Source organism: Bacillus sp. ISL-75, from assembly GCF_018613095.1.
On sequence record NZ_JAGGQX010000068.1, the window covers coordinates 45,878 to 61,915 of the forward strand.

14 protein-coding genes and 2 pseudogenes are annotated in these 16,038 nt (G+C 39.9%); 15 read left to right on the top strand and 1 reads right to left on the bottom strand.

Annotation, left to right across the window (positions count from 1 at the left end):
* The 12 genes and pseudogenes from J7E63_RS25180 to J7E63_RS29855 form a co-directional block, all read left to right on the top strand.
* Positions 1–912, top strand: a complete 912-nt coding sequence (locus J7E63_RS25180) for an acetaldehyde dehydrogenase (acetylating) (protein WP_215017565.1) — start codon at positions 1–3, stop codon at positions 910–912.
* Positions 909–1,922 (top strand): 4-hydroxy-2-oxovalerate aldolase, encoded by a 1,014-nt coding sequence (gene dmpG / locus J7E63_RS25185; RefSeq protein WP_215017567.1) that lies wholly within the window; start codon positions 909–911, stop codon positions 1,920–1,922. Before J7E63_RS25180 ends, dmpG begins: the two co-directional genes overlap by 4 nt.
* Positions 1,923–1,946: 24 nt before the next feature.
* Entirely contained in the window at positions 1,947–2,726 is a 780-nt protein-coding gene (locus J7E63_RS25190; RefSeq protein ID WP_215017569.1) for a 2-keto-4-pentenoate hydratase, read from the top strand.
* Between the two features lie 22 nt (positions 2,727–2,748).
* Positions 2,749–3,540: a 2-keto-4-pentenoate hydratase gene (locus J7E63_RS25195; protein WP_215017571.1), complete on the top strand. Its 792-nt coding sequence runs from the start codon at positions 2,749–2,751 to the stop codon at positions 3,538–3,540.
* Between the two features lie 26 nt (positions 3,541–3,566).
* Positions 3,567–3,767 (top strand): tautomerase family protein, encoded by a 201-nt coding sequence (locus tag J7E63_RS25200; protein WP_215017573.1) that lies wholly within the window; start codon positions 3,567–3,569, stop codon positions 3,765–3,767.
* On the top strand, positions 3,764–5,236 hold the full coding sequence (locus tag J7E63_RS25205; protein WP_215017575.1) for an aldehyde dehydrogenase: 1,473 nt from the start codon (positions 3,764–3,766) through the stop codon (positions 5,234–5,236). The genes J7E63_RS25200 and J7E63_RS25205 overlap by 4 nt, the downstream gene beginning before the upstream one ends.
* Positions 5,237–5,674: 438 nt before the next feature.
* Complete coding sequence (locus J7E63_RS25210) at positions 5,675–6,706, top strand: S66 family peptidase (RefSeq protein WP_215017577.1); 1,032 nt, start codon at positions 5,675–5,677, stop codon at positions 6,704–6,706.
* A gap of 59 nt (positions 6,707–6,765) precedes the next feature.
* Positions 6,766–6,878, top strand: a pseudogene (locus J7E63_RS29850) (DNA alkylation repair protein); the annotation flags it as partial.
* Between the two features lie 376 nt (positions 6,879–7,254).
* Positions 7,255–7,620 carry a Na-translocating system protein MpsC family protein gene (locus J7E63_RS25215; protein ID WP_168244478.1) on the top strand — a complete coding sequence of 122 codons (366 nt, stop codon included), beginning with the start codon at positions 7,255–7,257 and terminating at the stop codon, positions 7,618–7,620.
* A gap of 163 nt (positions 7,621–7,783) precedes the next feature.
* Positions 7,784–10,141 (top strand): FdhF/YdeP family oxidoreductase, encoded by a 2,358-nt coding sequence (locus tag J7E63_RS25220; protein ID WP_215017579.1) that lies wholly within the window; start codon positions 7,784–7,786, stop codon positions 10,139–10,141.
* Positions 10,142–10,174: 33 nt separating this feature from the next.
* On the top strand, positions 10,175–10,996 hold the full coding sequence (gene fdhD, locus J7E63_RS25225) for a formate dehydrogenase accessory sulfurtransferase FdhD (RefSeq protein ID WP_215017581.1): 822 nt from the start codon (positions 10,175–10,177) through the stop codon (positions 10,994–10,996).
* Positions 10,997–11,309: 313 nt separating this feature from the next.
* Positions 11,310–11,461 (top strand): annotated as a pseudogene (locus tag J7E63_RS29855) (DNA replication protein DnaD); the annotation flags it as partial.
* Here J7E63_RS29855 and J7E63_RS25230 read toward each other — a convergent pair.
* Positions 11,462–11,605, bottom strand: a complete 144-nt coding sequence (locus tag J7E63_RS25230; RefSeq protein ID WP_215017583.1) for a hypothetical protein — start codon at positions 11,603–11,605, stop codon at positions 11,462–11,464.
* Between the two features lie 141 nt (positions 11,606–11,746).
* Between J7E63_RS25230 and J7E63_RS25235 the strand changes: the two genes are divergently transcribed.
* From J7E63_RS25235 to J7E63_RS25245, 3 genes are all read left to right on the top strand, one after another.
* Complete coding sequence (locus J7E63_RS25235) at positions 11,747–13,678, top strand: fructose-1,6-bisphosphatase (protein WP_215017585.1); 1,932 nt, start codon at positions 11,747–11,749, stop codon at positions 13,676–13,678.
* Positions 13,679–13,750: 72 nt separating this feature from the next.
* Positions 13,751–15,118 carry a dipeptidase gene (locus tag J7E63_RS25240; protein ID WP_215017587.1) on the top strand — a complete coding sequence of 456 codons (1,368 nt, stop codon included), beginning with the start codon at positions 13,751–13,753 and terminating at the stop codon, positions 15,116–15,118.
* A gap of 105 nt (positions 15,119–15,223) precedes the next feature.
* Positions 15,224–15,976 (top strand): NADPH-dependent oxidoreductase, encoded by a 753-nt coding sequence (locus J7E63_RS25245; RefSeq protein WP_215017589.1) that lies wholly within the window; start codon positions 15,224–15,226, stop codon positions 15,974–15,976.
* Positions 15,977–16,038 lie beyond the last annotated feature (62 nt).

The following is a 16,038-nucleotide window of genomic DNA, read 5'->3' on the forward strand; positions in this document are numbered from 1 at the left end:
TTGTCTAAAGTAAAAGCGGCGATTTTAGGATCGGGTAATATTGGAACAGACCTAATGTACAAAATTTTAAAAAATGAAGGGAATATGGAGTTAACTTTGGTAACAGGTATTGACCCAGATTCAGAAGGTCTGGCAAGAGCACAGTCCAAGGGAATTCGTACAAGCCATCACGGAATTGATGCGATCTTGGAAGACCCAGAGATTAAGATTGTCTTTGATGCGACAAGCGCAAAAGCACATAAGTTGAATGCCCAATCACTACGTGAGAAGGGGAAATTAGCCATTGACATGACTCCTGCGGCAATCGGACCGTTTGTCGTGCCATCCGTAAATTTGAATGAACATATTGACTCCATGAACGTCAACTTGATTTCATGTGGAGGCCAGGCAACTACACCCCTTGTTCACGCAGTTAATCGCGTAGTATCTGTTCACTATGCTGAAGTCATTGCAACGGTAGCTAGTGTATCAATTGGCCCAGGAACAAGACAAAATGTAGATGAATTTGTTCGAACGACTGCGAATGCCGTTCAACAAGTTGGCGGAGCGAAAATAGCAAGGGCAATTCCTGTGTTTAATCCGGCAGAACCACCTATTAATATGACCAATTCTGTCTATGCAGTAATTAAAGAAGAGTTTGATGAAGAGGCAGTTATTTCATCGATTCAATCGATTGTAGCTGAGATTTCAAGTTATGTTCCAGGGTACAGATTAAAAGGCACTCCATTTATTGATTATCGTGAAACACCTTGGGGACGGTTACCAACAGTAGTGATCATGAATGAGGTTGTGGGAGCTGGAGATTTTTTTCCTACCTATGCGGGGAATTTGGATATCATGACAGCATCAGCACATAAAGTGGGAGATTTATATGCCGCACATTTTCTTGCGGCGAAGGAGGTAAGCCGATGAAGATTCCTAGACTTACAGATACGACACTAAGAGATGGCGACCACGCTGTTAGCCATAGTTATACTCCAGAAATGGTCAGGACGATTGTTCGAAATTTAGATAAAGCAGGTGTACCCGTAATCGAAGTTAGCCATGGTTCTGGCTTGAATGGGTCGACGATTCAGCAGGGTTTTTCGATACATTCTGAATTTGATTTGATTAAAGTGGCAGTAGAAACAGTGAAACAAGCAAAAATTGCCTCCTTATTCGTTCCTGGAATTGGAACCAGCAATGAGTTAAGACAGGCTGCAGAAATAGGCATTTCTATCATCCGGATCGCTGTTCATTGTACCGAAGCAGATGTTACGGAGCAGTATTTCCGACTAGCGAAAGAACTTGGGCTCGAGGCAGTTGGCTTTTTGATGATGTCTCATACTCAACCGGCTAATGTGCTGGTTGAGCAGGCTAAGCTGATGGAATCATACGGTGCTGATTGCGTCTATGTGGTCGATTCTGCAGGGGCACTTGTTCAAAGTGGTGTGAGGGAAAGGGTTTCTGCTTTAAAAGAAGCATTGTCCATCGAAGTCGGTTTTCACGCTCATAATAATCTAGGATTAGCGATTGGCAATACAATGACAGCGCTTGAAGCCGGAGCAGACCAAATTGACGGCACCCTAAGGGGACTAGGAGCTGGAGCAGGGAATGCACCGACTGAAGTATTAGTGGCTGTACTAAATAAAATGAACATAAATACAGGAATTAATCTATCCATTTTAATGGATGCTGCAGAGGAAGTAGTTGCTCCGTTAATTCAGTCTCCGATTGTCATCGATCGTGACAACTTATCTAGTGGATATGCAGGTGTGTATAACAGCTTTTTATTACATGTAAGGCATGCTGCGGAAAAGTTCGATGTAAAGGTCTCAGAAATTATGGAGGAATTGGGTAAGAGACATGCTGTTGCTGGTCAGGAAGACTGGATTTTAGATGTGGCGGTTGAACTAGCAGAGAAAAAAGCGTTAAAGGTTTAGTGGTAGAAAGAGGAGGAGTCAGTTGTGACGATCATTCATGAAGCTGCAAGTCGCTTATTGGAAGCTGAGGAAACCAAGAAGGTCATTGAACCGTTAACGGTTTCCTATCCGGGGATTACAGTGGATGAAGCCTACCATACGCAATTAGAGATTATCCGTAGAAAAGTCAATAATGGCGGAATCATTGTTGGGAAAAAAATTGGGGCAACAAGCAAAGCCATTCAAACTATGTTTGGCGTCAACCAGCCTGATTATGGTCATTTATTGGCTGATATGATGTATGTCGAAGGGGAAACCATTTCCCTTGAACAATATATTCAACCAAAAGTAGAATTTGAGATTGCCTTTATATTGAAAAAGGATTTAAAAGGTCCCAATGTTTCCATACTTGATGTCATTGAAGCAACGGATTATATCGTTCCGGCGATTGAAGTGATTGATAGCCGCATTCATGATTGGCAGATCAAATTTGAAGACACGGTCGCTGATAATGGATCTTCCGCCAGTGCGATTATTGGCGGGAAACCAACGAAGCTTGAAGGACTGGATCTTACCCATATTGGAATGGTTGCTTATCGAAACGGAGAAATGATTGATTCAGGCGCGGGTGCAGCCGTACTTGGAAATCCGTTGCGTTCAATTGCCTGGCTTGCGAATTCTTTAGGAAAATATGATGTGGCCTTAAAATCCGGGGAAATCGTTCTCTCGGGGGCCTTGACCAGTGCAATCGAAGTGAATGAAAATGACACGTTTACTGCTGAGTTTGCTCATATTGGTTCAGTCACTGCCTCCTTTAAACGATAAAAATAGAAACTAGGTGATATACATGATTAAGACTGATGTGATTGATCAAATCGCTTTTGAACTATACGAGGCGGAAAAACAGCAAAAGCCGGTTAATAAATTTGTTGAAGCCTATCCTGAATTGGATGAAGCATTAGCTTACCAGGTACAAGAACGCTTAATTGAAATGAAATCCAAGGAAGAAAACACAAAACGAGTCGGACGAAAGCTTGGATTAACGAGTAAGGCAAAACAAGTAATGATGGGTGTTCATGAACCATCTTATGGGGTATTGCTAGAAAGCATGCAACTGTTTGAAGGGGAACGCATTTCGCTTTCACCATTTATCCATGCAAAAGTGGAACCGGAAATTGCTTTTATATTCAAAAAGGAAGTAAAAGGCCCGCATGTAACTGTAGCAGATATACTGGCTGCAACAGCATATGTAGCTCCTGCACTTGAAATCATCGACAGCAGGTTCCAAGGTTTTAGTTTTACACTGGCAGATGCTGTTGCTGATAATTCCTCTTCGTCACGTTTTATTATCGGAGAAAGATTCTATTCACCAGAAAAATTCGATTTGAAATTGATGGGAATGGTCTTCAAGCAAAATGGGGAAGTAGTAGCTACGGGTGCTGGTGCAGCTGTGATGGGGCACCCAGCGAGGGCGATTGCTTGGCTAGCAAATAGATTGTATAAAGTTGGACAGAGCATTCAACCAGGTGAAGTCGTGTTAAGTGGTTCCCTATCAGCAGCAATGAAGATTGAAGCGGGTGACCATTTTTCCGCAAGCTTTGATGGGATTGGTTCCGTAGAGGCTGTATTTACTGAATAAACAACAACGAGAAGGGAGAGTTTAGGATGCCATTTATTCAGATTACGATGGTTAAAGGCAGATCGCCTGAAAAGAAAGAACGATTGATTAGAGAAGTTTCCGACTTAGTTTCTGATGTGTTAGAAGCTCCCATTCAAAATGTGCGTGTACTGATCAATGAATGTGAACCTGAACATTGGGGAATAGCGGGTGAATCTATAAAAAAAAGAAATGAGGCTATAAAATGACAAAAGTACACACCGGGGTTAGAGCGGTTGGTTTATATATAAACGGTGAGTATGTGCAAGCAGGCAATGGGGTAACTTTTGATGTGAAAAACCCTGCTACGCAAGAAATCATTGCGAAAGTAAGTGAAGCGACAGAAGAAGATGTCGATAAAGCCTGTCGTGCTGCAAGGGATGCTTTTGAAAATGGTCCATGGCGGACAATGACTGTAGCGGAGCGTTGTGCAAAACTTCGCCGCATGTCTGAAATTATCCTCGAGAGAAAAGAAGAAATCGCTCGACTAGACGCTACAGATGTAGGGAAACCATTTCACTCTGCCGTCCAACACGAGGTTCCGCGTGCTGCGAACAATATCAAGTTCTTTGCAGATTTCATGGAAAAACAGGGCGGGGAAACGTATCCGATGGAAGAAGCATATTTGAACTATACTCGGTACGAACCAGTTGGGGTTGCTGCTCTCATTACACCATGGAATGTTCCGTTCATGCTGACAACTTGGAAGCTGGGCCCATGTCTTGCTGCCGGGAATACAGCAGTGATTAAGCCGGCGGAAATGACCCCGCTATCAGTGTCCTTACTTGGTGAAATTGCAAAAGAAGCAGGCATCCCAGACGGTGTCGTCAACGTCGTTCATGGTCTTGGGGGAGTGGTAGGAAATGCACTTACTACTCACCCTGAGGTAGATTTAGTTTCCTTCACGGGCTCTACTGCTACAGGAAAAAGAATTATGAAGAGCGGCGCAGATTCCCTGAAAAAAGTATCCTTTGAACTAGGTGGAAAAGCAGCCAATATCGTGTTTGAAGATGCAAATCTTGATAAAGCTATCCCCGTTTCAATTCAAGCTGCCTTTATGAATTCCGGGCAAATATGTCTTGCAGGTTCAAGAATTTTAGTTCAGCGCTCCATCTTTGATGAGTTTCTTGAACGATTTAAGCAAGCATCACTGGAACTAAAAGTGGGCGATCCTCAGGATGTAGAGACAAAAATGGGTCCAGTCGTTAGTGAAGAGCATTATAAAAAGGTAACGAGCTACCTTGAAATTGCAAAGGAAGAAAATGCGACCTTGATCTGTGGAGGAAAGAGACCTGATCTGCCTGAATATTTACGAAATGGGTATTATTTAGAACCGACTGTTTATGTCCAGGAAAATCCAAAAGCACGGATTTGCCAAGAAGAAATTTTCGGACCAATCGTCACGATTATCCCATTTGATACCGAAGAAGAAGCACTACGAATTGCAAACGATACCGATTATGGCTTGAATGGTGTGGTCTGGACGGAAAATCTGCAACGTGCTCATAGAATTTCTCATGCGGTTCGGGCAGGTACGATTTGGGTGAACTGCTGGTTTGTTCGTGATTTACGTGCTCCTTTTGGCGGATTTAAGAAGAGCGGAATTGGTCGTGAAGGCGGCCATCACAGCCTAGAATTCTTTACTGAAGCGAAAAATATTTGTATTGCATTGAAGTAGTTTTTGAAAATGAAGTATGAGAGGAAAAGGCGTATGGCTTAAGTGACCTGTACGTCTTTTTCTTTGAACCAACTATTTTTAAAAGCGTTTTACTCACAGGAGGAAATCTCACCCTAGCCATCAAGTTAACTACAACATGACAGAAGTTTATCCGTCCACTTAATAAATATTTCACTAGCAATTTCATCATCTATGTAAACGGTATGCCCCTTTTCCGTAAGTGACAAATGCAATTATTGAATGGTGCCTGACACTTTTTTTTTGTTCTTTAAACATCGTAAATGTTAGATTTCTAAAAATATTATAGTATAGGCCCATTATCAAATAACAGCAGGTAAATTTTCTAATCTTGTAGAAATTAAAGCTAGGTGAAATGTTCTTCACCTACGAGGATGGTATATTCTTAGCTAATCAAATGCTACAAGGGTGGGAGTAAATATGTTAATAAAGCCAAAGAAATTGCTACCGGGAGATCGTGTTGCTACAGTAAGTCCTTCTTGGGGAGGAGCAGGTGATCCAGAACTTAGATGGCGGTATGAACAAGGTGTAAAGAGATTAGAAGAAGTTTTTGGACTAAAAGTTATCCCCATGCCGAATAGTTTAAAAGGGAGCGACTATCTTTATAAAAATCCACAAGCTCGTGCTGAAGATTTGATGACAGCATTTAAAGATGAAAGCATTAAAGGAATCTTTGCAAATATTGGCGGAGAAGATAGTATTCGCTTACTTCCTTATATTGATTTTGATGTTATACGTGAAAACCCGAAAATTTTTATGGGTTACTCGGATGTGACTGTTTCACATTTATTTTGTCATAAGGCAGGAATTTCTTCTTTTTATGGTCCTGCAATTCTAACCGATTTTGCTGAAAACGTTGAAATGGATCCATATACGATTGACATGGTGAATCGAACGCTCTTTTCAAATGAGATGATTGGCGAAATTCAACCAGCCAAAGAATGGACGAGTGAACGTTTAGAATGGATAGAAGAGAATAAGAACCGGCGACGGGCAATGCGACAAAATGTAGGTTATGAGATACTTCAAGGCTCAGGTGTAGCACAAGGACATCTGATTGGAGGCTGTATTGAAGTACTGGAGTTTGCCAAAGGAACAGTGCTTTGGCCCGAAAAGAAATATTGGAAAGAAAGTATTCTTTTCTTTGAAACATCTGAAGAAAAGCCGGAACCAAATAATATTAAGTATTGGTTGCGAAATTATGCCATACAAGGAATTCTACAAAAAGCCAATGGAATCATTTTTGGTAAACCGCAAGACGAGAAATATTACCATGAATATAAAGTGGAAATTCAAAAAGTCATGAAGGAATTTAATTTGGAGGATTTGCCAATCCTATATAACTTGAATTTTGGTCATACCGAACCGAAATTTATATTGCCCTATGGAGCAATGGCGGAAATTAATTGTGATAAGAATACTTTCACGATTTTAGAAAGTGGCGTGGAATAATTAATTGCTAGATAATAATTAGCATGCAGTGCGAATGATCACAAAGAAGGAAGTGATAAACGATTCATGATTCTCCTGATCGAACAAAATCCGTGATGAATAATTTTATCTACACAGTCGCGATTTCATATTTACGCTCCATGATAAGGCGTCGGAACGAGAACAAATGGTATTTAAAATTTTATCTATTGTGTTGATTTAACTGTCATGTTATGATTAAGTTGTCAAATGTGAACAATTTGTGAAATTTACGATTTTATTATAAAATATGAGTCTCTTTTAATACGAAACAGCGAACCTGTTGATCGGTTAAGAGGTTTTTTAACTCATATGACAAGGGTAAAATATTATAACAGTTGGTGCGTAACAGCGAACCTGTTTGAGGCGAACCGTTGTAATGATTCAAATGGGGATTCCGCCTTTTTTAAGGAATCTACAAAGAATCTATTACAATGGTTTTTATTTTTATTCCGTTATATAGTATACTTATAGAATAAACACCATTAACATAGTGATAACATTGAGTAAAAACAAGTGAGTTGAGTCATGTGAATAAATATGAAGCAGAATTTAGTAACATTGTTCGCGCGTATCGAAAACGTCATATGGGTAAAGGCCCTAGTCAAGTTCGAACAACGTTTTGTAAGAACTGGGCAATTTGTGAATTAGAAGGTAATTTATCTCCTATTGAAAAATTTATTGCTTCAGCGGAAGATGGGAGACAAATGTTACGATCTGCTCGTACTGAAATGGTCAAGGAGATTTATAAAAAAAACTATCCACAGGAAATGGAAGAACTACTTGGTGCAAGATTCATTCGTGTCTTTGTGGATATTGATATTGAAGACGACATGGGGATGTCAATCTTCGTGTTTGATCAAGATATTGAGGAAAAGTTTAACTTAAAAAGTTAACCCCAATGAAAATATCATTCAACTACATATTGTTGGCACTTGACAGCGACCCTGTTAAAGACTAACCACCTAGAGCTATTTGTCTGTTTTATCGGATGAATATAATCTTAGGTGGTTTTTTATTGGAAAAATTGCAATTGACATGATTGAGGAGGAAATGAAAATGGGGAAAACGCAACATCCAGGACCACAAAAAAAGGCAATGTTACCTGCTCCTAAATACTGGGTTAGTCCAATTCCTTTTGGATTAGGAAAGATTAAGCCGCAGCATATCCGTGATACGATGAAAATTGCTTGGGATAATAAAGACAATATCGGCTATGCCACACGTATTATTACAAAAGGGGTTTGTGACGGTTGTGCACTCGGTGTATCAGGGTTGTATGACCAAACATTGGAGGGACCACACGTTTGCACCACACGTTTGAATGTGCTTCGGCTAAATACAATGCCTGCGATTCCGCCTGAAATTCTTCATGCCGATATCGATGAACTAAGGAAGTATGATAGCAGTGAACTTCGTAAGCTAGGTCGGATTCCATATCCAATGATTCGTCGAAAAGGGGAACGTAAATTTTCACGGATTACATGGGATGACGCAATGGATTTAATTGCAGATAAAATGAAAAAGTTGGATCCGAAACAATATTCATTTTATTTAACCGCTCGAGGGATTACAAACGAAAGCTATTATGTTGCAGCGAAGGTAGCACGTTTTCTTGGGACCAATCACATTGATAACGCTTCCCGTATTTGCCATGCTCCAAGTAAAACAGCTTTAAAACGTTCCATTGGTGTGGGAGCTTCTACATCCAATTATTTAGATTGGATCGGAACAGATGTCTTATTGTTTTGGGGAAGTGTCGCTTCGAACTCATCACCTGTATCTTCGAAATATATGCTTGAAGCAAAGAAAAAAGGAACCAAAATCATTGTTGTTAACCCATACCGTGAACCAGCGATGGATAAGTATTGGATTCCTTCAAACCCTGAGTCTGCATTATTCGGTACAAAAATTGCCGATGACTTCTATCAAGTCAACATTGGCGGGGATATTGCCTTTATGCATGGAATCATGAAGCATTGGTTTGATATGGAGGATAAAGCATATGGGTCAGCAATTAACCATGAGTTCGTAGAGGAACATGTAAACGGTTACGAGGAATTAAAGAAAAAAGTCCAAGAACAATCTTGGGAAGATATCATCGAGTCTTCTGGTGTTTCAAAAGAACGAATTATTGAATTAGCTGAACTTTTAGCAAACAGCAAAAATGCGGTCTATGCGTGGGCGCTTGGTCTGACGATGCACTCATTTGCAACTGACAATATCTCACAAGTAGCAAACCTGGCACTCCTTCGTGGACACTTAGGACGAAAGCACGCTGGTCTCATGCCGTTCCGTGGACACTCTAGTGTTCAAGGCAGTGGAGAAATGGGGGCAGACCCGTTTGTTTTACCTGGCGGAGGCTGGGATGAGAAAAATGTAGAGCGAATAGAAAAACTTTGGGGATTTGACCTGCCAAAGTGGCAGGGTGATATCGTTGGCGTCACACTAGAAAACATTGTTCTTCCAGAAGATCATGAGCGGAAAGTGAAATTATATTACCTATCTGGTGGTAATTTCTTAGAAACGATGCCTGACCCTGATTTTATTGAACAAGCCTTATCCGAACTGGAGATTCGCGTTCATCAAGATATTATTTTAAACACATCGACCTTAGTCGATGCGAAAGAAGCAGTCATTGTGTTACCGGCGAAAACGCGTTATGAGCAAGAAGGAGGCGGCACGAGTACATCAACAGAACGGATGGTTTACTTCTCTCCGGAAATTACCGGTAACAAAAACATGATTGAAGAAGCACGTGCAGAATGGAAGATTTATCTGGACCTTGCGAAGCGTGTGAAACCAGAAACGTTTCATTTGGTCGATTTTGCTAACGGGCAGTCAATTCGTGGGGAAATTGCCAAAGCAAACCCTGATTACGATGGCATCCAGTATTTGAAAAAGCAAGGAGACGTTTTCCAGTGGGGCGGCGCTTGGTTATGTGAAGATGGAATTTGTTCAACTCCGGATAGCAGAGGTACCTTAATTCCAGTGGAAATACCGGATTTAAATAAAAAGCCAGAACAATTTATTATTACATCTCGCCGTGGTAAGCAGTTTAATTCAATGGTGTATAAAGAAGTAGATCCGTTAAACGGTGCTGGTCGTTATGATGTATTAATGAGTCCTGTTGATGGGCAAAAATTAAGCATTGCTGAAGGCGAAGGAATTGTTGTTTATAACGGATTTGGCGTCTTCCAAGGTACGGCCAAATTTGTTGATATTGCGCAAGGAAATTTAGAAGTCCACTTCCCGGAGGGTAACTACTTGCTGCCGCGCGGTCGTTATGAGAAATTTGCCGGCATTCCGGATTACAACATCACGGTTACTTTGGAAAAAGCAGAACGATATCATGCGCGTAAAGATACCCAATATCTAGAAAAGCCGATTGCTGAGCTTGAAACAGAAGTTGGTTAAGGGCAAGAATATCTATGGAAAGGGGCTCCGCATTTGTTAAAGGAAATCACTACTTCTCAAAATATTGTCAAGTATAATGGACATAACTTCATAGAGGAAGAGGATGACATCGCAGTCGAATCTGCCCTAACGATTATATTAGATGGAACAGAGTTTGCCACCATGGTATGCACCCCTTCTGAACTGAAAGAATTGGTGGTTGGCTTCCTAGCATCTGAAGGTGTGATTCGAGTCTACCAAGATATTCAATCGATCCATATTGATGAAGAAACGGGATTTGCTTATGTTGATCTTGTGAGTAAACATTCGCTCCAAAAAGATTTCCACTCGAAGAGATTTATTGGTTCTTGTTGTGGAAAAGGGCGGCAATTTTACTTTCATAACGATGTAAAGACAGCGAAAACGGTTATGACCAAATTGACGGTTACACCGGAACAATGCCGTGAGTTAATGAAGCAAATGCAAGAAAACTCTATACATTTTCAACAAACCGGCGGGGTTCATAATGCAGCCCTTTGTACGAAGGATGGAATTGTGGCATTACGAACGGATATTGGTCGACATAATGCCTTGGATAAACTTTTTGGCTATTGCATGATCAACCGAATACCACTTAAGGATAAAATCATTGCCTTTAGTGGCAGAATTTCATCCGAGGTGTTACTAAAAGCAGCCAAGATTGGAGTAGGAATTATTCTATCCAAATCTGCACCTACCAATCTTGCCCTAGATTTAGCAGAGGAACTCGGAATTACGGCGGTTGGCTTTATCCGAGCTAACGGATTTAATGTTTACACCCATCAGGAACGCATTCAAGGTATCGAATATAATCGATCATCGTCATCTGTTTTATAAGGCTTCACACAAAATAAAAATCACTCAAAACGTCAAAAAACGCCTTCAAAAATCAAATTTGAAGGCGTTTTTTGCTGTTTTCGCTCTAATAATGCCCTCAAATATGAAAAATGGAGATTCGCTTTACCCCGCCATTCTCGATATTGTAGAAGTACCGAGTCGAGGGATCTTACAAAAAGCCCACGCAAAGGACAAGGTGATGAGAGTTGTCATAAATTATTCATATTTTATTTAAAAACATATGACCATTTTCTTCATTAATTTATATATCAAGTATGAAGGAATTTTGATAGAAGAAGTGCAGTGATTGAAGATGGCAAAATATAGAATGGTACGTACTGATTTTTGAAAGAATCCGGTTGTTTCAGAAGAGATGACCCCGGAGGATAGATATTTTTACCCCTATCTTCTTACGAACCCACATACGACTCAACGGGCATCTATAAAATTACAAAAAAACAGGTATTATGAGAACCAAAAGTCGGTACCAAAGCATAGGCAATCAACCGAAACGTTTCCTGCCGGAAGAGCGATTCCAGGGCGATTTGTACTTGACCTTCCGGCAGGTGAAGAGTGATGTGTTTCGCGAAGTTCTGCGATTGCAGCCATCAAGTTTCCTTCTTTTGCAAATAAAGACAATAAAAATTTGTATTATTTTATCAAATATATTCTATTTATACCTTATAATATCATTAATGAATGATGTTAATAAGTGAAACGCAGTCAATTATGAAAGGGGATACATATTTTTTGAATGCAAAATATCTAGATTTACTCGCCCAAAAATATGATAGTGCAGAAAAAGTAGCAACAGAAATTATTAATCTCGAATCCATTCTATATCTACCAAAGGGGACTGAACATTTTGTCAGTGATTTACATGGTGAATATCAAGCCTTTCAACATGTGTTAAGAAATGGTTCTGGGAAGGTAAAAGAGAAAATCAATGACCTGTTTCAATATATCTTAACGGAAAACCAAAGGAATGAATTTGCAACATTAATTTATTATCCAGAAGAAAAACTTCAGTTAATAAAAAATCATTTTTATAATGAACTAGAATTAAATCAATGGTATACAGAAATGATTGAGCGGATGATTATGCTCATCTCTTTTGCCTCCTCTAAATACACACGCTCTAAGTTACGGAAAGCTTTGCCGAATCAGTTTGTCTATATCATTGAAGAACTGCTTTACAAAAAAAATGATTCCACCAATAAGGATGATTATTATTCAAAAATTGTCCAACAGATTATCTCTTTAGGACAGGCCGATAAGCTGATCATAGGTCTTGCCTATACGACACAGAGATTAGTTGTCGACCATCTTCATGTAGTTGGGGATATTTACGACCGTGGACCCGAGCCAGATAAAATTATGGAAACACTGATCGGTTACCATTCAGTAGATATTCAGTGGGGAAACCACGATGTCCTATGGCTGGGTGCCTTTGCTGGATCAAAGGTATGTCTGGCAAATATTATTCGTATTTGTGCGAGATACGACAATTTGGATATTATTGAAGACGTGTATGGAATCAATCTAAGACCATTACTTAATCTAGCGGAAAAGTACTATGAAGACAATCCAGCTTTTAGACCTAAGGTCCATTCCGATAAAAGTCCATCTGATCATGAACAACTGCAAATTACGAAAATTCATCAAGCAATCGCGATGATTCAATTCAAACTGGAAATCCCGATCATAAAGAGGCGCCCGTATTTTAATATGTCAGAAAGGCAATTGCTTGAGAAAATTGATTATGAAAAGAACGAAATAACCATATATGGGAAAACCTACCCTCTAGTAAATAGTTGCTTTGCAACGGTTAATCCAGAGCAGCCCGATCAATTATTAGAAGAGGAAAAACAGGTGATAGAAAAATTGTTATTTTCCGTGCAGCATTCCGAAAAGCTGGCTAGGCATATGAAATTTCTAATGAAAAAAGGCAGCCTTTATTTGAAATATAACGGTAACTTGTTAATTCATGGCTGCATTCCTTTAGATGAAGAAGGAAATATGGAAAAAATGACGATTGAGAATAAAACGTATGCAGGCCGTGAATTACTTGATACGTTTGAATATAATTTACGATATTCTTTTGAACACCCGGAAATGACTGATGACCTTGCAACAGATATGGTTTGGTATTTATGGACAGGAGAATACTCATCCCTCTTTGGAAAAAGAGCGATGACCACCTTTGAAAGGTACTTTATTAAAGATAAGGAAACGCATAAGGAGAAAAAGAACCCTTATTATTACTTACGAGAGAATGAAGAACTTTGCAAAAAACTCCTTGCTGAATTTGATCTCGACCCTGAGCAGGGTCATATTATAAACGGCCATACACCAGTGAAAGAAATTGAGGGAGAGAATCCCATCAAAGCGAATGGAAGAATGATTGTTATCGATGGTGGGTTCTCAAAACCCTATCAATCTGTAACAGGTATAGCAGGATACACGTTACTATATAATTCCTACGGTATGCAATTGGTTGCTCATAAACAGTTTCATTCAAAAGAAGATGTATTAAGTGACGGTACGGATGTATTATCGGTAAAAAGAGTAGTGGATAAAGAACTGGTGAGAAAAAAAGTAAGACAAACGAATATTGGTAAAGAACTATTACAGGAAATTTCAATTTTGAATAGTTTGAGGGAATATCGGTATATGAATTAGAGCGGATTGTAGGTTTTCTCTATTCTTTTTGTATAAAATAAGAATAGAAAATAAACTAGAAAAGGTGAGAACATGAGTCAATTATCCGAGTTGTTATCCAATCAACATAATCAAAATGTCGAGGAATTAAAAGAACTGCTAAGGATTCCAAGCATCAGTTCCTTATCGGAGCATAAAGAGGACATTCAAAAAGCAGCTTCATGGATTGCCAATAAATTAGAAAGCATTGGAATGGAACATGTTGAAATCGTCCAGACGAAAGGTCATCCGATTATCTATGCGGACTGGCTTCATCAAGAAAACGCCCCAACAGTCTTAGTATACGGCCATTATGACGTACAGCCCGTTGACCCTATTCATTTATGGGAAACGCCTCCGTTTGAACCAACGATCCGTGATGAAAAGATCTTTGCCAGAGGGGCAACCGACGACAAAGGGCAGACGTTCTTACATATCAAAGCAGTGGAAACACTATTGAAAGTAGAAGGGAAATTACCGGTAAACGTAAAATTTTGCATCGAAGGAGAAGAAGAAATCGGAAGTCCTCATCTTCCGTTATACTTATCCGAGAATAAAGAAAAATTATCCTGTGATGTAGTCGTTATTTCCGATTCTGATATGTGGGACAGAGGCGTCCCTGCCATTACTTATTCATTAAGAGGTCTGTGTGCATTAGAAGTTTCCCTTAAAACCGCAAATTCTGATTTGCACTCGGGCATGTTCGGCGGGGGAGTCCAAAACGCCAACCATTTATTGGTACAGCTGCTTTCTACTCTTCATGATTCAAATGGTAAAGTCAATGTGGACCATTTTTATGATGATGTCGTGGAACTCACGGAATTTGAAAAGGAACAAATTAAAGCGTTAGGATTTGATGAAGAAAAATTGAAAAAATCGTTAGGCTTAACGGATTTAACAGGCGGGGAAAACAATTTTCCTTATCCTGAGAGAATCAGTTCCAGGCCAACATTAGAAATAAACGGATTATGGGGCGGATTTCAGGGAGAAGGAACAAAAACGGTCATCCCGAACGAAGCTCATGCCAAAATCACCTGCCGTCTAGTTCACAATCAAAACCCTGAAAAGATTCAAGGATTGCTTAAAAAGCATCTAGAAGAACAGGCACCAAAAGGATGTACCGTGAAAGTGTCCTTACAAGATACAGGAAATCCTTTCTTAACTCCGATTGATAGTCCGATGATTCAAAAAGCGGCAGAAGCGTATGAAACCGTTTATGGGAAAGCGCCTGTTTATAAAAGAGAAGGCGGTTCGATTCCGATTGTATCGGATTTTAACCAATCCCTACATGCTCCTGTTGTCTTAATGGGATTCGGTCTGCCAGATGAAAATCTTCATGCACCAAACGAACACTTTAACTTAGAAAACTTTGATAAAGGCATTTTGACCATTTGTTCCTTTTTAGAACTTCTTAATAAGTAAAATGGTGCCTGACACCACCTTCAGTGGTGTCAGGCACTTTTATTGTATTCAGGTGTTTGAATTTAAAGCTGCGTGTGTAGTATCGTATACACGAGGGGTGATAGTATGAACGAAACTATTCAATTATTAAGAAATCATCGATCAGTTAGGGACTTCGACACTGAAAAAGAGGTAAGCGAAGACCAGATCCAAGTGATTGTTGAGGCGGCTTTGGCTGGTCCCAATTGGATTAATGGTCAGCAAGTGAGCGTAGTCGAAGTTAGGGAGCCTGAAAGGAAAGCAGCATTGGCGAAAGCGGCAGGCAACCAAAGGTGGATTGAGGAAGCTCCAGTTTTTCTAGTGTTTTGCATGGATTTTTATCGGGCGAGGCTGGCAGCTGAGAAAAATGGTACTGAGTTTAATATCGTCGAGGACTTAGAAGCCATTATAATCGGTTCAACAGATGTAGGGATCGCTCTGGGAAGCGCAGTTATAGCGGCTGAATCAATGGGACTCGGGATTGTTCCGATCGGAGGATTACGGAGAAATCCCCAAACCTTTGTTGATCTATTGAATCTTCCGGAATATGTTTTTCCAATTTCAGGTCTGGTGGTCGGATATCCACGATCCGTCCCTGGTCAAAAACCAAGGCTGCCAATTAAGGCAACCCTTCAGAAAGAACAGTATGATGCGAAAATTCAAAAGGAAATCATTGACCAATATGATCGAACGATATCATCCTATATGTCTGAACGGACCAGCGGAGAAGATACCAGTGACTGGTCAAGTAAGGTCGCTCAATTTTATGATAGAGGTTTTGACCAATACGCAAAAAATTCCAGTCCTACGGTAAAAAATCAGAGGTTCCGATATAAGTGAAAAATTCATAGATCTTAACTCAAAAAAGAGCAATGGACTAGGAGACTGCTGAAAATATAAAC